Source organism: Streptomyces sp. NPDC053542, assembly GCF_044544685.1.
Lineage (GTDB): Bacteria > Actinomycetota > Actinomycetes > Streptomycetales > Streptomycetaceae > Streptomyces.
In genome coordinates, this window is record NZ_JBITXL010000009.1 from 73,302 (window position 1) to 94,308 (window position 21,007).

The following is a 21,007-nucleotide window of genomic DNA, read 5'->3' on the forward strand; positions in this document are numbered from 1 at the left end:
AGTAGTCGCAGAGCGAGTACAGGTCGTTCATCCCGGACACGTTATGTCTGCTGCTCGGTCCACCCATCGGGAAGCCGCTCCAGAGCGGTGGCGAGGTCGGTGCGCCGGGCGATCTCCGTCAGGGCGCGCGCCATGACGGAGCCCGGCTCCCGTGCGGTCATCACCAGCCCGATGGTGACCGTCCGGGCGGGTTCGACCAGCGGTACGGCGCGCATGCCGGGCGGAATGCCGAAGACATGCAGCCAGGCGTGCGGCACGATACTGGCCCACCGGCCCGTCCTGACGTGCGCGAAGAGCGCGGCCACCGAGTCGGTCTCCACCCGGGGCGTGGGCCGCACCCCGGCCTCGGCGAACACCTCGTCCAGCACCCTGCGCCCCTGCATGGTCCCCGTCAGCAGGCACAGCGGCAGCCGCGACGCCTCCGCCCAGGTCGCCGTCGTCCGCCGGCCCAGATTGTCGGCCGCCGAGGTCAGCAGCACATACCGCTCCTGGTACAGCGGAACCGTACGGAAATTCTCCGAAATGCCCTCGCGCAGATAGCTGATGGCGGCGTCGATCTCGAAGTTCTGCAGCCGCCGGAGAATGTCCTCCGACCGGAGGTCCGCCTGGACGTCCACGGTGACCAGCGGATGCGCCGCGCAGAACGGGTCGATGAGCAGGGAGACCGCGCCGGTCGCGGTCGGCACGGCACCGATCCGTATGCGCCCGCTCAGCCCGGTGCGCAGCGCGCCGACCTCGTCCTTGAGGGCGTCCCGGTCGGCGAGGATCCGCTGCGCCCACACCACGATGCGCTCGCCCTCGGGCGTGAGTCCCTCATAGGTACGGCCGCGCCGGACCAGCGGCACGTCCAGCTCCTCCTCCAGCTTCCGGATCGCCTCCGAGAGGGCGGGCTGGGAGACGTAGCACGCCTGGGCAGCACGCGCGAAATGGCGCTCCCGGGAGAGCGCCACGAGATATTCGAGTTGGCGAAAGAGCACGTCAAGGGTCTACCCGACGGCCCGCCGGAACGCCAGTCGGGGCCGGCTGCGGCATCCGGGTGCGACGCCCGCGTCGGACCGGACAGCTACGGCTCGGGCGTCGTGGTGAGGAAACGCCGGCGGTCGACGATCGCGCGGTCGATCTCGCCTGTCGCGACAAGCTCTCCCGAGGCGTCGACGGCCCGTACGAGGAACGTCAGCCGCCGGCCCGCCGCGGACGCCGGAGGCTCGGCGATGACCTCCACCCGGCCGCCCACCCGCGTAGGACGGAGGTGCTCGATACGGATCGCCGTACCCACCGTCGTCTGACCCGGCCCGGTGAATGGTGTGGCGGCCCGTACGGTCGCCGCCTCCATCCACGCGATCAACCGTGGCGAAGCGAGCACGGGCACGTCGCCGCTGCCCACCGTCTCCGCGGTATCGACCTCGGTCACCTCATGGCGCATCACACCGCCACGTTACCCGCCCGAACCCGGCCGGCCGTACGGATGGAGGGGGCAGTACGCCGCTGCCCTCCGTTTGCCGTGTCGGGGCCGCTGCCGCCCCCCGGCGAAGATCTTGTGCCCGAGCATGAACCTTCCGTGACGCCCCACCGGATCAGCACGTCCTCGGTGAAGCGGCGTGCGGTGCGAACGTGGAGTGCCTGGGCGGGCAGCACGATCGTGCGGCACTTCGAAAAACGGTGCCGCCGGTGGCCTCCTTTCCTGTGCATCTTGCACAAAGGGTTCGTGGCGGACCCTGGACAAGAAGAGATGCGTGTTCGCAGGTCTGCCTGCGGCGGCCCTGAAACGTGCCTGGTGACGTCCCCTGCACCGTCAGGTTCAAGGAGCCTCCGCGGGTTCCGTTGTCGATGGGGCACAAACGGCCGCCGCGATTTGTCGACGTTTGACATGGGCCCGAGCCTTGAGTCTCCCTACTGTTCCGGTCACGAAACATCGCCGCGACGTAGAGGTGAACTCGGTGACCATCGGATATTTGCCCTGGGGCCGACCGGAGCGGGTCATGTCCCGCCCTTGTCTGCGCGATCCCCGCCACGAACTGACGTACGCCGAAGTGGCCCGCCGGGCTGATGCCGTCGCGACCCAGCTGTCCGAGCACGGAATCGGCGAGGGCGACGTCGTCGCCATCATGTTGCCCAATCGGGTCGAGCTGCTGCTGGTGATGCTCGCGGCGTGGCGACTGGGCGCGACCGCCACACCGATCAATCCGGTCTTCACGGCCAACGAGGCGGAATATCAGCTGCGTGACTCAGGTGCCGCGCTCGTGGTCAACAGCGGCCCCGGGGCGCCGACCGCCGGCCTGCCGTCGATCGCCGTCGAGGCATTGCGAGCAGAGCCCGCCGACGCGTTGCCCGGCCGCGAGGCGCGTCCCGAAGAGCTGGCCCTGCTGATCTACACGAGCGGCTCGACCGGACGCCCCAAGGGTGTCATGCTCGAGCACTCGCAGCTGCTGGCGATGACGTCGATGCTGTCCGGGCACCTCCGACTGACCGATGCCGACCACTGCCTGCTGGTCCTCCCGCTGTTCCACGTCAACGCCATCTGCGTGAGCTTCCTTTCGTCGATGCTGGCCGGTGGACAGCTCACCGTGTTGGAGCGATTCGCGCCGGTGCCGTTCCTGGAGGCGGTCGAACGGCACCGGCCCACCTACTTCGCGGGCGTACCGACCATCTACGCGCGGCTGGCTGAGCTTCCGGCGGATGCCGTGCCCGACACCTCGTCGCTGCGGTTCGCCATCTGCGGGGCGGCACCGGTGTCGAGGGAACTCCTCGAGCGGTGCGAGGAACGGTTCGGCTTCGTGATGGTCGAGGGGTACGGGCTCACGGAGGGCACCTGCGCCTCGACATGTAATCCCGTCGAGGGCGTGCGCAAGCTCGGCACGGTCGGACCCGCACTGCCCGGGCAGCAGATCGCCACCATCGCGCCGGACGGCAGCATCCTCCCGCCCGACGAGGTGGGCGAGGTCGTCGTGCGGGGCCCGAACGTGATGCGCGGCTACCTCAACCGCCCGGAGGAGACCGCTGCGACGCTCGTCGACGGGTGGCTGCGCACCGGCGACGTCGGCCGGGTCGACGAGGACGGCTACCTCGTGCTCGTCGACCGGGTGAAGGACATGATCATCCGCGGGGGAGAGAACCTGTACCCCAAGGAGATCGAGTCCGTGCTGTACGGCCACCCGGCTGTCCTCGAGGCCGCCGTGGTCGGCGCCCCCGACCCGGTCTACGGCGAGACCCCCATCGCCTACGTCGTCGCCTACTCCGACGTGTCCGTCACCGCCGGCGAACTGCTCGACCACTGCCGGCAGAACCTCACCAAGGTCAAGCTGCCGGTCGAGATCCACCTGCTTGACGCGCTGCCGAAGAACCCCGTCGGCAAGATCGACAAGCCGGCCCTGCGCAGGGCCCTGCAACCCCGATAACCCAGACCGTTACCGCACCGAATCGAGATCCAACTCCGTTCGGCCGGTACCCCCTTGTCTTCGAAGGAGCCGCACATGGGGTTCAAAACAGGTGATTTCCCGCCCGTCGACGTCGAGACGTTCCTGGACAAGCCGTTGCGTGAGCGGATCAGGACGCTCGCCCTGCACTGGGTGGAGTACGGGTTCGGCTCACCCAAGGTGATCCATGCGACCTATGTCGTCAAGCTGCTCGTCCTCTACATGCTGGGCGGCACGGCCGTGGCGACCTGGACCTCCGGGCTGGGGCCGTTCTGGGACGTGGCCCATTGGTGGAACGAGCCGATCGTCTACCAGAAGTCGGTGCTGTGGACGGTGTTGCTGGAGACGCTGGGACTCGCTGGTTCCTGGGGCCCGATCGCCGGTAAGTTCAAGCCGATGACCGGGGGCATCCTGTTCTGGGCCCGTCCCGGCACGATTCGCCTGCGGCCGTGGCGAGGGGTGCCGTTCACATCCGGCGACCGCCGCACGCCGGGTGACGTCATGCTCTACCTCGCCCTGCTCACGACTCTTCTGGTCGCGCTCCTGCTGCCGGGCGTCCCGAGCGCCACGCTGTCGGCGGTCCTCCCGGAGAACACCACGGGGCTGGTCAATCCTGAGCTGCTGATCGCGCCCATGGCGTTGCTGGTTGTGTGCGGACTGCGCGACAAGACGATCTTCCTGGCGGCCCGTGGGGAGCAGTACCTGCCGGCCCTGGTCTTCTTCACGTTCCTGCCGTTCGTCGACATGATCATCGCGCTCAAGCTGCTGATCGTCGCTGTGTGGGTCGGCGCGGGCGTGTCGAAGTTCGGGCCGCACTTCTCCAACGTCGTGCCTCCGATGGTCTCCAACGGCCCCTGCGTACCCGCGAAGTGGTTCAAGCGCGCCCACTACCGCGACTTCCCGCGTGACATCCGCCCCTCGAAGGCCGCCGGGGCCCTGGCGCACATCGGCGGCACCACCGTCGAGATCATCACCCCTCTGGTGCTGCTGTTCTCCACCGATCCCTACGTGACCCTGGCCGCCGTCGCTCTCATGGTCCTGTTCCACCTGTTCATCACCTCGACGTTCCCGCTGGCGGTGCCACTGGAGTGGAACATCCTCTTCGCGTTCGCCTCGGTGTTCCTCTTCTGGGGCTTCCCCGCCTGGTCCGGCTACGGCATCGGTGACATGTCCTCCCCGTGGCTGACGGTCGTGATCGCAGCGGGGCTGCTGTTCTTCCCGGTGCTCGGCAACCTGCGGCCCGACCTGGTGTCCTTCCTGCCCTCGATGCGCCAGTACGCCGGTAACTGGGCCTCGGCGCTGTGGGCCTTCGCGCCTGGTGCGGAGGACAAGCTCAACTCCATAGCGCACCGGCCGACGAAGAACCAGGTCGACCAGTTGCAGGCGATGGGCTACCCCGCCCCGGTCGCCGAGATCACCATGCAGCAGACGATCGCCTGGCGGGCGATGCACAGCCAGGGCCGCGGCCTGTTCTCGTTGCTGATCAGGCATATCCCCGACCTCGACCGGTGGACGGTGCGCGAGGCGGAGTTCGGCTGCAACTCGCTGATCGGGTTCAACTTCGGTGACGGCCACCTCCACAACGAGGACCTGATCCGCGCCGTGCAGAGCCGCGTCGGCTTCGCGCCCGGCGAGTGGATCGTCGTGTGGGTGGAGTCCCAGGCCATCCACAGCAAGGTCCAGCACTACAAGGTCATCGACGCCGCACTGGGAGTGATCGAGCGCGGGACGTGGCGGGTCGCCGACGCCGTCCGTGAGCAGCCGTGGCTGCCGAACGGGCCGATCCCGACGCAGGTCACCTGGTCGGCCGCCGCACAGCCGGCGCTCGCCCGGCGCGAGGGCGAGAACGGCTTCGGCCACAGGACGCCTGCATGAGCACGGCCGTGGTGGTCGGCAGCGGACCCAACGGGCTCGCCGCCGCCGTCCTCCTGGCCCGGGAGGGCGTGCAGGTCACTGTTCTCGAGGCTGCCGACGCGATCGGCGGCGGCACCCGCAGCAGCGAGGCGATCCTGCCCGGGCTCCTGCACGACCACTGCTCCGCCATTCATCCGATGGCCGTGGGATCGACGTTCTTGCAGAGCCTCGACCTGGCCCGCTTCGGCCTTGAGTGGAGGCTTCCGGAGATCGACTGCGTGCACCCGCTCGACGGCGGTACGGCCGGCGTCCTGCACCGCTCCCTCCACCGGACCGCCACCGGTCTGGGACTGGACGGCGGCCGGTGGCGCCGGCTGTTCGGCGGTCCCGTCGCCGCCTACGACGAGCTGGCCGAGGACATCATGGGTCCGCTGCTGCGCATCCCGAGCCACCCGCTGCGGCTCGCCCGCTTCGGGATCCCCGCGCTCGTCCCGGCCACGGTCCTGGCCCGGACGTTCACGACCGCGGAGGCCCGGGCCCTGTTCGGCGGCGTGGCGGCGCACGCTTTCCAGCCGCTGCACCTGCCGCTGAGCTCCAGCATCGGGCTGGGGATCCTCACTGCCGGGCATCGGCACGGCTGGGCGGTCGCCGAAGGCGGTTCGCGCTCGATCACCGATGCTCTGGCGGCGCTGCTCGTCGACCTCGGCGGCAAGATCGAGACCGGCGTCCGGGTGAGGTCGGCCGCCCATCTGCCGGCCACGGACGTCACCCTGTTCGACCTCGCGCCCACCGCGGTGGCCGACATCCTCGGTGACCGGCTGCCCCCACGCATCGCCCGCGCCTACCGGCGCTTCCGGTACGGACCGGGTGCCTTCAAGGTCGATTTCGCCGTCGAGGGCGGCGTTCCCTGGACGGCCGAGCCGGCGCGCCGGGCCGGGACGGTGCACCTCGGCGGTACGTTCGCCGAGGTGGCCACCACCGAGCGGGAGATCAGTGCCGGGCGGATGCCGGAGCGGCCGTTCGTGCTGGTGGGCCAGCAGTACCTGGCCGACCCGGGGCGCTCGGTCGGTGACGTTCACCCGGTGTGGACCTACGCGCACGTGCCGAACGGTTACACCGGCGATGCCACGGAGGCGATCACCGCCCAGATCGAGCGGTTCGCCCCGGGCTTCCGGGAGCGGATCGTCGGCCGTGCGGTACGCACGACCTCCTACTTCGCCGAGTACAACCCGAACTACGTCGGCGGGAACATCATGACCGGCGCCAAGAACATCCCTCAGCTGGTGTTCGGACCTCGCCTCACCCTGAACCCGTACGAGGTCGGATTGCCCGGCCATTACCTCTGCTCGGCAGCGACCCCGCCCGGACCCGGAGCGCACGGTATGTGCGGCGCCCATGCCGCCGAGGCCGCCCTGCGGTACCTGAATCGCGCGGCTCGCACCCGGTGATTCCACCTCCTGTCAGCCCGGAACGCAGGACACCCCATGTCACGGGCGGTGTCGACAGACAGAACGTCGGCAGCCGGGATGCGCCGCACCGTCCGGGATCGACACAAGCACTCCGTCCGTCAGGAAGCCACATGCATTCCATCACCGGTCTCGGCGTCGTCGGCTGCGGCCTCATGGGCTCCGGCATCGCCGAAGTCGCCACGCGCAGCGGTCTCGACGTCCTCGTCGTCGAGGCCGAACGCCGCCGAAGCCGGCCGCCGTCGCATCACCGCATCCCTCGACAGCGGGGTACGGCGTGGCAAACTCAGCGAGGAACAGCGCGATCACGCACTCGACCGCCTCACCTTCACTCACGACCTCGGCGACCTGGCCGACCGTGAGTCAGAGCTCGTCCCCGCCCTCACCACCAGCCGGGAAACCACGGAGCGTGCTCGCCACCTCACCGGACAATTGGGCAAGCGTGCCATCCAGGCGCCTGACCGCTCAGGCTTCGTGGTCAACGCCCTGCTCATCCCCTACCTGCTCGGCGCGGTACGGATGGTGGAGTCGGGGGCGCACTCCAGGACGACGTCGACCGGGGCATGGAACTCGGCTGCGCCCACCCCATGGGACCGCGTCGCCCGCCTGACGTCGGGAGCCCGAAGGCGAAGGTGTCCGTAACCCTTCACGGGCCGGTCGAAAGTCTTGACTCATGCCTCGCGCACAACCGCACGCCTACGTTTCGCCGAGTTCCCCCGCACAGGAGAACGCCCACACCGACCGGCAGCACGTCCGTAGTGATCACCAGCGGTGCCTCGTCATCGGAGGCGACGGACTGATGCCGGATGCCCGGCGCCCGCCGGGGGACGGCGCCGCGTCGCTCACGGCCGTGGAAACACTGGGAAACGTATGGTGGACAGGACCTCTCCAGCGACCCCGCCTGCATGCCCACGGCGCCACCGACCGGCGTGGACGTACTTGGAGGTGCGATGACAACCGGGACGGACGAAGAAGTCCTGCGACTGGTGGCTCAGACCGCGCGGCGACTCAACGACGGCCAGCCCGACATCGCTCTCGCCATCAGCCGACGCCTCTCCCGTCAGATCAGCCACCTGGACGAGGACCAGCGGCTCGTCGAGCTGCTCGAGGCCAGCGTCGATGCCAATGTGAAGACGATCATTCACATCCTCGCCAACGACATTCCCATCCAGCACCTCCAGCCCACCACCGCCGCCACCGAATACGCCCTGCGCCTCGCACAGCGCGACATCCCCGCACACTCCCTGGTCCGCGCCTATCACATGGGCCAGAACAGCTTCATGGAAGCGAGTTTCCCGGCAGTGCAGCGGCTGGACTGCCATCCCGACCTGAAACTGGAGGTACTGCGCCATATCTCCGGTGTCGTCTACCAGTACATCGACTGGATCTCGCTGTACGTGTTCGACACGTACGAAAAGGAGAAGAGGCGCTGGATCAGCGCTCGCGGAAACCTGCACTCCTCCCTGATCCACAAGCTCATCGCCGGCCAGCCCCTGACTACCTCCCTCTTCGAGCACGAGACCGGCTACCGCCTTGACCAGTTCCACGTTGGTGCGGTCGTCTGGAACACCGAGGCCGCGCCCGGCCCGGACGATCCCCGCAACCTCGAACGCTTCGTCCTCAGACTCGCCGCCAGCTGCGCCTGTATCGGCCCTCCGATCATTACAGCGGTCGATCCCAGCATGGTCTGGGCATGGTTGCCGTTCGGGCCGAAGCCGCCTTCGCTCGACATGGACGCCGTCCGCGACGCCACCGTCCACCTGGTCAAGGAATGCCGGCTCGCCCTCGGCCTGCCGGCCCGCGGCTTGACGGGCTTCAAGCGCACCCACGAACAGGCACAATCCGCCAAGGCCGTCGCTCTCGCCTCCAACGGCCGGACCCCCGCCGCAGTGAGCTTCGGCGACCCCGGGGTGGCCATGGTCTCGCTGCTCGCCAAGGACATGGACTCGACCGGTCAGTGGGTGCGCGAAGTGCTCGGTCCGCTTGCCCGCGACGACGACAACGCCGCCGAACTGCGCCGCACCCTCCATGTCTTCTTCACCATGGGCGAGAACTACGGCAAGGCCGCCGAACTGCTCAACGTGCACCGCAACACGGTCAAGTACCGGGTGAGCAAGGTGTTTGACCCGCCCGGACTTCTCCCCGCACACAATCGTATGGACATCGCCCTCGCCCTGCAGATCTGCCACTTCCTCGGTCCGGCAGCGCTGTCCGGCGGCCGGCAGGGAGGGTGATGTCACCTACTTCCAACGAGGGCGGCACAGGACGGGGACCGGGAGCCGGGTGAGACCCAGCGCGCGCACTGGCAGCGTACGTACAGTGCCCACCCCGGCATGTACGGCGACCGGCCCTCCGAGTCCGCCGTGCACACCGCCGGTGTCTTTCACGCCGCCGGAGCCACCTGCATGAGGTCCATGCCTTCGAGGAAGGCGGACCGCCCCGCTGCCTGTGGCGCGTAACGCGGACCGCCCCCCCGAGCCTGAACGCCGCGGCAGGCTGCCGACCCGCCGAGCGGCCTCCCCTCGGAAGAGGCGTGGAGGCGCTCGCGACGTCGCTTCGCATGGCGATTTGCGTTGCGTGATGCGCAACTCAAGGAGTGTCGCTCGTTCTTTGTTTAAGTGCCTTGACAGGGGTTCAGGGGGCCCGCAGACTCGTTGCGTAAGGCGCAGCCTGTTTCTTCATACGCAACGTATGCAACGAGGTGCCATGATGATTCCCGCAGGTCGTCTCGCCGACATCCCGCGAGGCGAGTCCTACCGGCTCGAGACCGATCCGCCCGTCGCGGTGTTCCACACCGAGGACGGCGAGGTCTATGCGATCGACGACACCTGCACCCATCAGGACGCCTCGTTGTCCGACGGCTGGCTGGAGGGATGCGCGGTCGAATGTCCGCTGCACGCCTCGACGTTCGACCTGCGTACCGGCAAGGTGGACGGCCCGCCGGCCAGGCTCCCGGTGCGTACGCACCAGGTCCTCATCGAGGACGGCATGGTCTACGTCGTACTGTCCGACGCCCCGCCGAACCTGCCGCCCTCCTGCGTCGCCGCGCGCCTGGCAGGAGGTGTGGTGGCATGAAGACGGTGGCCGTCGTCGGTGCCTCGCTCGCCGGGCTCTTCGCCGCCCGCGCCCTGCGCAAGCAGGGATATGACGGGCGCCTGGTCCTCATCGGTGAGGAGACCCACCGGCCCTACGACAGACCGCCGCTGTCGAAGGAGTTCCTCACCGGCAAGGTGGACGAGGGCGAGCTCGCCCTCGAGGCCGAGGACGAGGATCTTGACGCCGAGTGGGTTCTCGGAGCGCGTGCCGTCGGGCTGGAGACCCAGGAGCGCTCGGTGCGGCTCGCCGACGGGAGGGCCGTGCGCGCGGACGGCGTGGTGATTGCCACGGGAGCCGCCGCGCGGAGACTGCCCGGCAGCGACGGTCTGAGTGGCGTGCATGTGCTGCGCACGCTCGACGATGCCCGCGCGCTGCGGGACGACCTGACGCGCGGCGGCCGGCTGGTCGTCATCGGCGGCGGCTTCGTCGGTGCCGAAGTGGCCTCGACCGCCGCGGTGATGGGCCTGGACGTGACGTTCGTCGTGGCCGGCCCGACGCCGCTCGCCGGTCCGCTGGGCGCCGAGATGGCGGCGGCCGTGTCGGCGTTGCATGGCGATCACGGTGTGCGGCTGGTGTGCGGTACCGGTGTGCGAGGCGTCGCGGGGAAGCCGGGGGAGCGGGTGGCGGCGGTCGAACTCGACGACGGGCGCAGCCTCCCCGCCGACATCGTCGTGGTGGGCATCGGTGCCAACCCCTGCACCGACTGGCTCGAGGGGTCGGGCGTCGCGCTCGAGAACGGTGTGCGCTGCGGGACCGACGGCATCACGAGTGTTCCGGGCGTCGTCGCGGTCGGTGACTGCGCCGCCTGGTACGACCCGGATTTCGGTACCCATCGCCGGGTCGAGCACTGGACCGGCGCCAAGGAGCGCCCGGCGGTGGCCGTGGCCGCCCTGCTGTCCGGCGGCACCGCGCCCGCCGGCCCGCACCGTCCGCCCTACTTCTGGTCCGATCAGTACGGAGTGAAGATCCAGTTCGTCGGGCACGCGGCGCGGGCCGACAGTGTGACCGTCGAGGACGGCAGCCCGGACGACCGCGGTTTCCTCGCGGTGTACCGCCGCGCCGGCGACCCGGTTGCCGTACTGGGCGTGGACCGGACCAAGCTCTTCACACGCTGGCGCCGGCAGTTCGCCACCGCGGCCGCGCAGGGCGGAGCCGTATGAGCACCGCCACCCGGCCGAGCCAGGGAGCCCCCGCGTTGTCTCCGCGGGGGCTTCCCCGCCCGGCGCGGACCCTGGTCATGGGCATCGTGAACGTCACGCCCGACTCGTTCTCCGACGGCGGGCGGTGGTACGGCTCCGAGCAGGCCGTCGCGCACGGCCTCGCGCTGCTCGACGAGGGCGCGGACATCCTGGACGTGGGCGGCGAGTCGACCCGTCCCGGTGCGTTGCGTCCGTCGCCCGAGGAGGAGCTGCGCCGGGTACTGCCCGTCATTCGTGAGCTCGCCGCCACCGGTGCGCCCGTCAGTGTCGACACCATGCGGGCCGAGGTGGCCGCGCGCGCCATCGACGCCGGCGCCACGCTGGTCAACGATGTGTCGGGCGGTCTCGCCGACCCCGCGATGCTGCCGCTGATGGCCCGTACCGGAGTGCCGTACGTGGCCATGCACTGGCGCGGGCACTCCGCCGGCATGCAGGCCAACGCCGTGTACGACGACGTGGTCACCGATGTGGTGGACGAGCTGCGGCTGCGGGTCGAGGCGGCGCTGCACGCCGGCATCTCGCCGGAGTGCCTCGTCCTGGATCCGGGCCTTGGGTTCGCCAAGTCCCTTGAGCACAACTGGCAGTTGCTGGGCCGGCTGCGGGAGGTCGTCGCGCTGGGCCATCCGGTACTCGTGGGCGCGGCCCGTAAGTCGTTCCTTGGGCAGCTGCTGGCGGATCCGGCGACGGGCGTGCCCCGTCCGGCCGACCAGCGGGACGCGGCCACGTCCGCGGTGTCCGTCCTGGCCGCCACGCAGGGGGCGTGGTGCGTGCGTGTCCACGATGTCGCCTCGACGGCCGATGCGGTGCGTGTGACGGCGCGTTGGGGTGTCGAGGCGACCGCCTCGGCGTTGCAGACGTCGCTGTTCTGAAAGCCCGCGGCGCTGTAGAGCGCTGTGGACGTCGCTGTTCTGAGAGCCCGGTGGCCTCAGCCCCGGTACCCCAGCCGCCGGCTCAGCTCCTCCGCGCCTGCCACCAGTGCCGGCGCGGATTCCTGCATGCGTTCCTCGGTGAAGCGGAAGGCCGGTCCCGAGGCGGTCAGTGCCGCGACGGTTTCGCCGTCGCGCGAGCGGACCGGAGCGGCCACGGCGTTCAGGCCCTCCTCGTACTCCTCCACCGTGATGGCGTAGCCCTGTTCCCGGGTCTCGGCCAGTGCTGCTTCCAGCTTCTTCCTGGACGTCAGCGTGCGGGGCGTCATACGGGCGAGCCGGGTCTCGGCGATGAGCTCGGACCGGCGCTCGGGGGAGAGATGGGCCAGGAGCACCTTGCCGCTCGCTGTGGAGTGGAGCGGCGTCAGCCGGCCGACCCAGTTCTGCGCGGTGATGGCCGACGGGCCGCGTACCTGGTCAAGGTTGATCACGTAGTGGGACTCGAGCACGGCGAGGTTCATCGTCTCGCCCAGTTTCGCGGCGAGGCGCTCGCAGATCTTCCGGCCGTGCTTGGTGATGTCGATGCGTGCTGTCACCGCGCCGGCCAGCCGCACGATGCCGAACCCGAGCCGGTACTTCCCGCGCTCGCTCTCCTGCTCGACCAGCCCACGCGCTTCCAGGGCCCCGAGCAGCCGGAACGCGGTGGACTTGTGCACACCGAGCGCCGCGGCCACGTCACTCACGCCTGCCTCGCCGTGCTGGGCCAGGAACTCCAGCACGGAGACAGCCCGGTCGACGGACTGCACGCCGCCGCCGGAACCGCCCGCGGACTCAGTGCTGTGGTTGCTCATAGCGGAACTATAGGGGCACCGGTCAACGAAACCCGCGCACCGGAAAGGCCGCCGAGGGGCGTCCTGGGAGAACGCCCTGGAGGTACGGCCGCCGGTCAGCGCAGGGCGACTGTGCGGCGGCCGGTCAGCGGAGGACGACCGTGCGGCCGCCCGTCACCGAAGGACGACCGTGCGATTGCCGTTGACCATGATCCGGCTCTCGCTGTGCCACTCCACGGCCCGGGCCAGGACCTGTGCCTCGACGTCGCGGCCGAGGGTGACCAGCGCTTCGGGGCCCTGGGAATGGTCCACGCGGACCACGCCCTGCTCGATGATGGGGCCCTCGTCGAGGTCCGGCGTGACGTAGTGCGCCGTGGCGCCGACGAGCTTGACGCCGCGTTCGTGCGCCTGGTTGTACGGCCGTGCGCCCTTGAAGCTCGGCAGGAACGAGTGGTGAATGTTGATCGCCCGGCCTTCGAGCTGCTTGCACAGATCGTTCGACAGGATCTGCATGTAGCGGGCGAGGACCACCAGGTCGATGTCGAGTTCGTCGACCAGTTCCAGCAGCCGCGCCTCCGCCTCGGGCTTCGTGTCCCGCGTCACGGGGATGTGGTGGAACGGAATCCCGTGGCTCTCCGCGAGCGGTTCGAAGTCCCGGTGGTTGGAGACGATCGCCGGCACCTCGATGTTGAGCGCGCCGGTGCTGCGCCGGAAGAGCAGGTCGTTCAGGCAGTGACCGAACTTCGACACCATGATCAGCGTCCGGGTCGGCGTCGACGCGTCGTACAGGTTCCAGGAGATCCGGTACGCCTCCGCCACGGGCGCGAAGCCGGAGCGCAGGTCGTCCAGCGTGATGTCCGGGTCCGGGACGTCGAAGCGCATGCGCAGGAAGAAGTGGCCCTGCAGCCGGTCGTCGAACTGCTGGCTCTCCTGGATGTTCCCGGAGTACTGGACGACGAAGCCGGTGACGGCGTGGACCAGGCCGGAACGGTCGGGGCACGAGACGGTGAGGATGAACTCGCGGGCGGGCTGCGGTCGAGCGGACACTGAGACCTCCACAGAGGGTGCGCATTACGCAACAGCATGTTTGATACGCAACATGGTCCGGGCGGGACGGCTTGCGGTCAAGAGCTCTCATCGACCTTGTTCGGCGGGGAGTTGTGGCGCCGGTTCCGTCAGTTGCCCGCACTTCCGCTCGCCGGGCGATCCGCTCTCGGCGCGCTGAGATCACCTCTTGACACCGGTCTGGACGGACTGCACTGTGTGTTGCGCAACCCGATGCGCGTTGCGCATGAAGCAACTTCTGGATGGGAGGGTGTGGCGATGGCGGGACCGCGCGTGGTCATCATCGGTGCGGGTGTCGTAGGGGCGGCGCTGGCCGATGAGCTGTCCGACCGGGGCTGGACCGAAGTGACCGTGGTCGACCAGGGGCCCCTGCCGGCCACCGGCGGATCCTCGTCACACGCTCCGGGCCTGGTGTTCCAGACCAATGCCTCGAAAGCCTTGACGGAGATGGCCCGCTACACGGTGGAGAAGTTCTCTTCACTGCAGGTGGCCGGGGAGCCGTGCTTCCTGCCGGTGGGCGGACTGGAGATCGCCACGACGCCGGAACGGCTGGCGGAGCTGCAGCGCCGGCACGGCTGGGTGACGTCGTGGGGTGTCGAGGCGCGGCTGCTGGGTCCGGAGGAGTGTGTCCGGCTGCATCCGCTGGTGAACGCCGAGCGGGTACTGGGCGGCATGCTGATCCCGACCGACGGCCTCGCGAAGGCGGTACTGGCGGTCGAGGCACAGCTGAAGGCGGCCGAGGACCGCGGAGTGCGCCTCCTGGGCGACCACGAGGTCCTGGACATCCGCACCGAGGACGACGGCACCGGCGGCGACCGGGTGACCTCCGTGGTCACCGACCAGGGCGAGATCCCGGCGGACATCGTGGTGTGCTGTGCCGGCATCTGGGGGCCGAAGGTCGCCCGCATGGTGGGCATGGACCTCCCCCTGACCCCGCTCGCCCACCAGCTGGCCTGGACGGGGCCGGTGCCGGCGCTGGCGGGACAGGACGAGGAGGCCGTCCGCCCGATCCTGCGGCACCAGGACGCCGACCTCTACTACCGCGACCGCTTCGACCGGCTCGGTATCGGCTACTACGGGCACCGCGCGATGCCCGTGTCGGCCGACGACATCCTCTCGGTGAACGAGGCGGAGGAGATGCCGTCCGTCCTGCGCTTCACCCCCGAGGACTTCGCCGACGCCTGGACCGAGACCCAGTCGCTGCTCCCCGCGACGCAGGATGCCAAGGTCGAGGAAGGCATCAACGGACTGTTCTCCTTCACCACCGACGGCATGCCGCTGCTGGGCGAGTCGCCGCAGGTGAAGGGGTTCTGGGTGGCGGAAGCGGTGTGGGTGACCCACTCCGCGGGCGTGGGCCGGGCCGTCGCCGAGTGGCTGGTGGACGGGTACTGCTCCTCGTTCGACCTGCACGAGTGCGACGTCAACCGGTTTGAACCGCACCAGCTGGCCCCCGAGTACGTGCTGGCGCGGGACTGCCAGAACTTCGACGAGGTCTACGACATCCTCCACCCCCTCCAGCCGGCTGGTGCGCCACGACCCCTGCGCACCAGCCCCTTCCACCCCCGCCAGCAGGAGCTCGGCGCGTACTTCCTGGAAGCAACGGGCTTTGAGCGGCCCCAGTGGTATGCGGCCAATGAGCATTTGCTGGCGGGGCGGGAGATCCCCACCCCCAACGACTGGGCGGCCCGTTTCTGGTCGCCGATCGTGGGCGCGGAGGCCCAGGCGACCCGCGAGGGCGTCGCGATGTACGACATGACCGCACTCAAGCGGCTGGAGGTCACCGGCCGCGGCGCCGCGGCCTTCCTGCAGTACCTGACGACCGGGAACATCGACAAGTCGGTGGGTTCGGTCACGTACACCCTGCTGCTGGACGTGGACGGCGGGATCCGCAGCGATGTGACCATCGCCCGGCTGGCACGGGACCGCTTCCAGGTCGGCGCGAACGGCGCGCTCGACCTGGACTGGTTCAACCGGCACCTGCCCGCCGACGGTTCGGTGCAGGTGCGCGACATCACCGCCGGCACCTGCTGCATCGGCCTGTGGGGGCCGAAGGCGCGCGAGGTCCTCCAGCCGCTGACCGACGCCGACTTCTCCCACGCCGGCCTGAAGTTCTTCCGCGCGAAGGAGGCGTACATCGGTTCCGTCCCCGTCACCGCGATGCGCCTGTCGTACGTCGGTGAGCTGGGCTGGGAGCTGTACACCACCGCCGACATGGGCCTGAAGCTCTGGGACGTCCTGTGGGAGGCGGCGCGGCCGTACGGCGGCATCGCGGCCGGCCGGGGCGCGTTCAACAGCCTGCGCCTGGAGAAGGGGTACCGCTCCTTCGGCGCCGACATGACCTACGAGCACGACCCGTACGAGGCCGGCGTGGACTTCGCGGTCAAGATGGACAAGGGCGACTTCATCGGCCGCGAGGCGCTTCAGCGGCGCGCCGCCGACGTCACCCGCCGGCTGACCTGCCTGACCATCGACGACCCGAGCGCGGTGGTCATGGGCAAGGAACCGGTCCTCGACGGGGACTGCGCCGTCGGCTACGTCACCAGCGCCGCGTACGGCTACACGATCGGCAAGGGCATCGCCTACGCCTGGCTGCCCGCCGAACTCGCCACTCCCGGCCGCACCCTGCACATCGGCTACTTCGACCAGGCCATCCCGGCGGTCGTCACCGAGGAACCGCTGTTCGACCCGAAGATGCAGCGCCTTCGCGGCTAGGCCCCGTCGTCCTAGGCCGTGTCATCCAAGACAGGGGAGAGAAATGAGTGCGAACATTCTTGACGGCCGTCGCACCGCGGCCGCCATCCGCGCCGAACTCAGCGAACGTGTGAAGAAGTTGGCCGAGCAGGGCGTCGTACCCGGTCTCGGCACGGTGCTGGTCGGTGACGACCCCGGCAGCCACGCGTACGTGGGCGGCAAGCACCGCGACTGCGCGCAGGTCGGGATCGCGTCGATCCGCCGTGAGCTGCCGGCCGACGCCACGCAGGACCAGGTCGAGGCAGTCATCGACGAACTCAACGCCGACCCGGCCTGCACCGGCTACATCGTCCAACTGCCCCTCCCGCGCGGGCTGGATGCCAACGCCGTACTGGAGCGGATGGACCCGGCGAAGGACGCCGACGGCCTGCACCCGGTCAGCCTGGGGCGGCTGGTCCTCGGCGTCGAGAGCCCGCTGCCCTGCACCCCGCGCGGCATCGTCGAGCTGCTGCGCCGCCACGACGTACCGCTCGCCGGAGCCCGGGTCTGCGTGATCGGCCGTGGCATCACCGTCGGCCGGCCCATCGGCCTGCTGCTGACCCGCAGGTCGGAGAACGCAACGGTGACGCTCTGCCACACCGGCACCAAGGGCCTGCCCTGGCACGTCCGCGAGGCGGATGTCGTCGTCGCGGCAGCCGGTTCACCTGGCCTGATCACCCCGGACATGGTCCGGCCGGGCGCCGCCGTCCTGGACGTCGGCATCACCCGCACGGAAGAGGGCCTGCTCGGTGACGTGCACCCGGACGTCGCGGGCGTCGCCGGGTGGGTGGCTCCGATGCCCGGCGGCGTCGGCCCCATGACGCGCGCGATGCTGCTCGCCAACGTCGTCGAGGCGGCCGAACGCGCCGCCGGCCGGCACACCGCTGCGTAACGGCACCTCATCTTCCCTCAGGCACCCCCCTTCCCGCTTTTCCAAGGCACTTTCTGTCCAAGGCACTTCTCCACGAGGTGAACTATGACCACGACCGGACTTCCGGAGAGTCTGATCGCGACTCTCCCCGGTGACTACTACACGGACCCGGAGATCTTCCGCCAGGAGCAGGAGCGCATCTTTGAATCGATGTGGTTCTGCGCGGCGCGCTCCGCGGATCTCGACAAGCCGGGTGCGTTCAAGACCGTGGACATCGGGCGCGAGAGCGTCCTGCTGACCCGGTCGCGGGACAACTCCATCCGGGCCTTCTTCAACGTGTGCCGGCACCGCGGCGCCAAGCTGTGCACGGAGGAGTCCGGCGAGGTGAAGCGGGCTTTCCAGTGCCCGTACCACGCCTGGACCTACGACCTCACGGGCAAGCTCGTCGCGGCCCCGAACCTGACGAAGATGCCGGACATCGGCCGCACCGAGTACGGCCTCGCGAACGTGGCGGTGCGCGAGTGGCTGGGCTATGTATGGGTGTGCCTGGCCGAGAACCCGCCCTCGTTCGAGGAGTCGGTGATCCAGGACGTGGTGGCGCGCCTGGGCGACGCCGAGTCGATCTCCGCGTACGACGTCGAGAACCTGGAGCTCGGCAAGCGGATCGTCTACGACGTGCAGGCGAACTGGAAGCTCATCATTGAGAACTTCATGGAGTGCTACCACTGCGCGACGATCCACCCCGAACTGACCGAGGTCCTGCCGGAGTTCGCCGACGGCTTCGCGGCGCAGTACTACGTGGGGCACGGCGCGGAGTTCGGCGAGGACGTCAAGGGCTTCACCGTTGACGGCTCGGAGGGCCTGGACCGCATTCCGGGGGTCTCCGAGGACCAGGACCGCCGGTACTACGCGATCACGGTGCGGCCGCAGGTCTTCATCAACCTGGTCCCCGACCATGTCATCTTCCACCGGATGTACCCGGTCGCGGCCGACCGCACGATCGTGGAGTGCGACTGGCTGTACCTCCCGCACGTCGTCGAGTCCGGCAAGGACGTCAGCCGCTCCGTCGAGCTGTTCGACCGGGTCAACCGCCAGGACTTCGACGCGTGTGAGCGCTGCCAGCCGACGATGAGCTCGCGCCTGTACGCCAAGGGCGGCGTCCTGGTCCCGAGCGAACACCACATCGGCGAGTTCCACGACTGGGTCCAGGAGCGCCTCGGCACCTGACAGACAACACAACACCGGTACGTATGCCGGGCGGTGAGCAGCCTCTGCTCACCGCCCGGCATCAGTCGTTGTGTCTCCACGCCGTGCGCCGAAGTACGCCGGAAGCTCGGCGGGGAAGGCAGAATGAGTGTCTGCAGAATGAAGCTGACTATCTCTGTGCCACTCGGTGGCATGGGTGCGTGAAGGGGGAGTCGTGCGGGTTGAGGTGCGGGTGGAAGGCGGCGAGCAGGAGTTGCGTTCGCTGTACGACTGGCTGCGGCAGGACGCCGCCACGCGCCGCGGTGCACAGGTGACACTGCCTCCCTCACCTGCCGGCCCGGGCCGGATGGGCGCCTTCGCAGAGGTGCTTCAGCTCATCACCGACAACGCCTGGAGCGCCGCGTCCTTCGCACTGGCCTTGAGCACCTGGCGTCAGACCAGGCCGTCCCGTCGGCGCATCACCGTTCAGCGGGGGCAGACCACCGTGGTCGTGGAGAACGGGAGCGAGGAGGAAGTGGCCCACCTTCTGGAGGCATTGGAGCGCCCTGACGACGACGCACAGGGCGATGGACGCCAGGAGGGACGGTAGCGGTGGCGCTGCTGCCCGATGCGTCCCGTTCCCGCGCCGTCCTCATCGGTACCAGCCGCTACACACACCTCGCGGACCTCCCCGCCGTAGCCAATAACCTCACCACTCTGGCGGCCGTGTTGCGCGGACCCGCCTCCTGGCAGCTGGCCGAGGAGCACTGCACGGTCATCGCCGACCCCGGTGACTGGACCGAGGTGCTGCACGCCGTGCGGCAAGCGGCCGAAGAGGCCACCGACACCTTGCTGGTGTACTTCGCCGGGCACGGGCTCCTGGAAGAGACCCGCGGCGACCTCTTCCTCGGCCTGCCGCACTCCCAGCAGGGCCGCTCCTACACCGGCGTGCCCTACAGCGCGCTGCGCGACGTGATCCTCACCGGCCGGCCCCAGCGCCATGTCGTCATCCTGGACTGCTGCTTCAGCGGCCGGGCGCTGGGCACGATGAGTGGGCCCGGCGTGATCGCGGACCACGCGGAGATCGAAGGCAGCTACCTGCTGGCCGCCTCCCCGGAGACCAGTTTCGCCCTCGCGCCGGAGGGCGAGACCTACACGGCCTTCACCGGCGAGCTGCTGAAGCTGCTCGAAGAAGGCGTGCCGGACGGGCCGGAGCTGCTGGACCTGGACACCGTCTACACCAGCCTGCGCGCCGCCTTGAACGCCAAGGGCCGGCCGCTACCGCAAAAACGCGACCGCAACACCGCCGGCCGACTGGCGCTGAGCCGCAACGCGGCCCGGGCAGAGGTCGACCAGGCCCCCGCCCGCCTCGTGGCCGAGACGGCACCGGCTGCCACGCCTGCCAAGACATGGTGGCAGCGCGACCCCCGCCGCCGGGGGTACGCAGCCGGACTGGTCGCTCTCTCCTTGCTTGCCGGCGGCATCACCTGGTACCAGAGCACCGGCCCGGACGGTCCGGTGGTCACCCTGGGCTACGTTGACCGGGACGAGGGCAAGGCCGTGGCGTACCTGTGGCAGGAGCTGTTGGCCCAGCGCGGCTACCAGCCCCAACTGCAGGAGCAGAGCGCGGGCCGGCTGTTCTCCGGGCAGGCGAAGGGGACTGTCGACGTCCAGACCAATGCCCGGCTTCCGGGCGAGTCGGCGTACCTGGAGAGGTACGCGAACAAGCTGGAGGACTTTGGCGCCTGGTTCGAGGGCACCTCGCTGGAGGTCGTCGTTCCCGGCTATGTCGATGACGCCGAGTCCATCAGCGACCTGAAGGGCAAGAGCGCACTGGACGGGTGGGACCTCAACTACAGCTTCGAGCGGCCGGACTCCGGCGAACCGTCCGCCTGCGAGAAGAGGCTGGAGAAGGAGTACGGGGTGACGTTCAGCAAGTCGCTCTCCCTCATCGAACCCAGCGAGCCCAGCGAACTCGCCCTCGCCTACGGCTCGAAGAGGCCCACCGCCGCGCTGCTGCGGTACCCGCACTGGGAGTACGCCAAGTACCACCTCACCGCCCTGGACGACCCCAAGGATGTGCTCGCCTGTTCGCGCGCGGACATTCACATGGTGGGCAGCAAGGACTTCGCCCGGAAGCAGCCGCGGGTCGCGCAGTGGATGAAGGAATTCCGTCTGACCGGCAAGCAACTCAGCAGCCTGGAGTACGCGGTCCACAAGGCCGATGGGGAAAAACTCGAGGAGGCGGTGCGCACGTGGCTGAGGGACCACTCCGGCCTGACCGACAAGCTCGCCCCACCGACCGACCCGGCCAGGACCGGTACGGACGCCTGACGCCACCGCCGGTCCCGACAGCGGCCGGGCTCTGAAGGCTACGAACTGCCCGTCCAGAACGGCCCGTTCAGCACTCGACGACGTTGACCGCGAGTCCG

General features: G+C 69.4%; 16 protein-coding genes and 1 pseudogene. 13 read left to right on the forward strand and 4 right to left on the reverse strand.

Annotated elements, in window-relative coordinates; translation table 11 throughout:
- Positions 1 to 41: 41 nt before the first annotated feature.
- Together ACIGXO_RS24845 and ACIGXO_RS24850 are read right to left on the reverse strand one after the other, a co-directional pair.
- A complete protein-coding gene (locus ACIGXO_RS24845) occupies positions 42 to 977 on the reverse strand; it encodes a LysR family transcriptional regulator (RefSeq protein WP_399790842.1) in 936 nt (311 codons plus the stop codon).
- A gap of 86 nt (positions 978 to 1,063) precedes the next feature.
- A complete protein-coding gene (locus ACIGXO_RS24850) occupies positions 1,064 to 1,423 on the reverse strand; it encodes a thioesterase family protein (RefSeq protein ID WP_399791559.1) in 360 nt (119 codons plus the stop codon).
- Between the two features lie 556 nt (positions 1,424 to 1,979).
- Between ACIGXO_RS24850 and ACIGXO_RS24855 the strand changes: the two genes are divergently transcribed.
- The 8 genes and pseudogenes from ACIGXO_RS24855 (at position 1,980) to folP (ending at position 11,897) form a co-directional block, all read left to right on the forward strand.
- Positions 1,980 to 3,395 (forward strand): class I adenylate-forming enzyme family protein, encoded by a 1,416-nt coding sequence (locus tag ACIGXO_RS24855; protein WP_399790845.1) that lies wholly within the window; start codon positions 1,980 to 1,982, stop codon positions 3,393 to 3,395.
- Positions 3,396 to 3,470: 75 nt separating this feature from the next.
- Positions 3,471 to 5,288, forward strand: coding sequence for a DUF3556 domain-containing protein (locus tag ACIGXO_RS24860; protein ID WP_399790848.1), 1,818 nt, complete (start codon positions 3,471 to 3,473; stop codon positions 5,286 to 5,288).
- A complete protein-coding gene (locus ACIGXO_RS24865; RefSeq protein ID WP_399790850.1) occupies positions 5,285 to 6,715 on the forward strand; it encodes a phytoene desaturase family protein in 1,431 nt (476 codons plus the stop codon). Before ACIGXO_RS24860 ends, ACIGXO_RS24865 begins: the two co-directional genes overlap by 4 nt.
- A gap of 131 nt (positions 6,716 to 6,846) precedes the next feature.
- Positions 6,847 to 7,533, forward strand: a pseudogene (locus ACIGXO_RS24870) (3-hydroxyacyl-CoA dehydrogenase NAD-binding domain-containing protein).
- Positions 7,534 to 7,719: 186 nt separating this feature from the next.
- Positions 7,720 to 8,967: a PucR family transcriptional regulator gene (locus ACIGXO_RS24875; RefSeq protein WP_399790853.1), complete on the forward strand. Its 1,248-nt coding sequence runs from the start codon at positions 7,720 to 7,722 to the stop codon at positions 8,965 to 8,967.
- Between the two features lie 472 nt (positions 8,968 to 9,439).
- Complete coding sequence (locus tag ACIGXO_RS24880; protein ID WP_399790856.1) at positions 9,440 to 9,808, forward strand: bifunctional 3-phenylpropionate/cinnamic acid dioxygenase ferredoxin subunit; 369 nt, start codon at positions 9,440 to 9,442, stop codon at positions 9,806 to 9,808.
- The gene (locus ACIGXO_RS24885) at positions 9,805 to 10,989 is read left to right on the forward strand and encodes an NAD(P)/FAD-dependent oxidoreductase (RefSeq protein WP_399790859.1); all 1,185 of its coding nucleotides are present in this window, start codon (positions 9,805 to 9,807) and stop codon (positions 10,987 to 10,989) included. Before ACIGXO_RS24880 ends, ACIGXO_RS24885 begins: the two co-directional genes overlap by 4 nt.
- A gap of 77 nt (positions 10,990 to 11,066) precedes the next feature.
- Positions 11,067 to 11,897, forward strand: a complete 831-nt coding sequence (folP, locus tag ACIGXO_RS24890; protein WP_399790862.1) for a dihydropteroate synthase — start codon at positions 11,067 to 11,069, stop codon at positions 11,895 to 11,897.
- A 56-nt stretch (positions 11,898 to 11,953) separates the two neighbouring features.
- Here the strand turns inward: folP and ACIGXO_RS24895 are convergent, their stop codons facing one another.
- Both ACIGXO_RS24895 and purU read right to left on the reverse strand, forming a co-directional pair.
- A complete protein-coding gene (locus ACIGXO_RS24895) occupies positions 11,954 to 12,745 on the reverse strand; it encodes an IclR family transcriptional regulator (RefSeq protein ID WP_399790865.1) in 792 nt (263 codons plus the stop codon).
- A 153-nt stretch (positions 12,746 to 12,898) separates the two neighbouring features.
- Positions 12,899 to 13,771, reverse strand: coding sequence for a formyltetrahydrofolate deformylase (gene purU / locus ACIGXO_RS24900; RefSeq protein WP_399790868.1), 873 nt, complete (start codon positions 13,769 to 13,771; stop codon positions 12,899 to 12,901).
- Positions 13,772 to 14,047: 276 nt separating this feature from the next.
- Between purU and ACIGXO_RS24905 the strand changes: the two genes are divergently transcribed.
- The 5 genes from ACIGXO_RS24905 to ACIGXO_RS24925 all read left to right on the forward strand — a co-directional run bounded on the left by ACIGXO_RS24905 (position 14,048) and on the right by ACIGXO_RS24925 (position 20,909).
- Positions 14,048 to 16,501 (forward strand): FAD-dependent oxidoreductase, encoded by a 2,454-nt coding sequence (locus ACIGXO_RS24905; protein ID WP_399790871.1) that lies wholly within the window; start codon positions 14,048 to 14,050, stop codon positions 16,499 to 16,501.
- A gap of 43 nt (positions 16,502 to 16,544) precedes the next feature.
- Positions 16,545 to 17,411, forward strand: a complete 867-nt coding sequence (locus tag ACIGXO_RS24910) for a bifunctional methylenetetrahydrofolate dehydrogenase/methenyltetrahydrofolate cyclohydrolase (protein WP_399790874.1) — start codon at positions 16,545 to 16,547, stop codon at positions 17,409 to 17,411.
- Positions 17,412 to 17,495: 84 nt separating this feature from the next.
- Positions 17,496 to 18,617, forward strand: coding sequence for an aromatic ring-hydroxylating dioxygenase subunit alpha (locus ACIGXO_RS24915; RefSeq protein ID WP_399790877.1), 1,122 nt, complete (start codon positions 17,496 to 17,498; stop codon positions 18,615 to 18,617).
- Between the two features lie 193 nt (positions 18,618 to 18,810).
- Entirely contained in the window at positions 18,811 to 19,185 is a 375-nt protein-coding gene (locus tag ACIGXO_RS24920) for a hypothetical protein (protein ID WP_399790880.1), read from the forward strand.
- A gap of 2 nt (positions 19,186 to 19,187) precedes the next feature.
- The gene (locus ACIGXO_RS24925) at positions 19,188 to 20,909 is read left to right on the forward strand and encodes a glycine betaine ABC transporter substrate-binding protein (protein WP_399790883.1); all 1,722 of its coding nucleotides are present in this window, start codon (positions 19,188 to 19,190) and stop codon (positions 20,907 to 20,909) included.
- Positions 20,910 to 21,007: the final 98 nt, after the last annotated feature.

Bases quoted from the DNA above. Each gene is read 5' to 3' on its own strand.
- folP (WP_399790862.1), top strand. From the start codon at position 11,067: ATGGGCATCGTGAACGTCACGCCCGACTCGTTCTCCGACGGCGGGCGG.
- ACIGXO_RS24915 (WP_399790877.1), top strand. From the start codon at position 17,496: ATGACCACGACCGGACTTCCGGAGAGTCTGATCGCGACTCTCCCCGGT.
- ACIGXO_RS24910 (WP_399790874.1), top strand. From the start codon at position 16,545: ATGAGTGCGAACATTCTTGACGGCCGTCGCACCGCGGCCGCCATCCGC.
- ACIGXO_RS24880 (WP_399790856.1), top strand. From the start codon at position 9,440: ATGATGATTCCCGCAGGTCGTCTCGCCGACATCCCGCGAGGCGAGTCC.
- ACIGXO_RS24850 (WP_399791559.1), bottom strand. From the start codon at position 1,423: ATGCGCCATGAGGTGACCGAGGTCGATACCGCGGAGACGGTGGGCAGC.
- ACIGXO_RS24865 (WP_399790850.1), top strand. From the start codon at position 5,285: ATGAGCACGGCCGTGGTGGTCGGCAGCGGACCCAACGGGCTCGCCGCC.
- ACIGXO_RS24895 (WP_399790865.1), bottom strand. From the start codon at position 12,745: ATGAGCAACCACAGCACTGAGTCCGCGGGCGGTTCCGGCGGCGGCGTG.
- ACIGXO_RS24860 (WP_399790848.1), top strand. From the start codon at position 3,471: ATGGGGTTCAAAACAGGTGATTTCCCGCCCGTCGACGTCGAGACGTTC.
- ACIGXO_RS24885 (WP_399790859.1), top strand. From the start codon at position 9,805: ATGAAGACGGTGGCCGTCGTCGGTGCCTCGCTCGCCGGGCTCTTCGCC.
- ACIGXO_RS24905 (WP_399790871.1), top strand. From the start codon at position 14,048: ATGGCGGGACCGCGCGTGGTCATCATCGGTGCGGGTGTCGTAGGGGCG.
- ACIGXO_RS24855 (WP_399790845.1), top strand. From the start codon at position 1,980: ATGTCCCGCCCTTGTCTGCGCGATCCCCGCCACGAACTGACGTACGCC.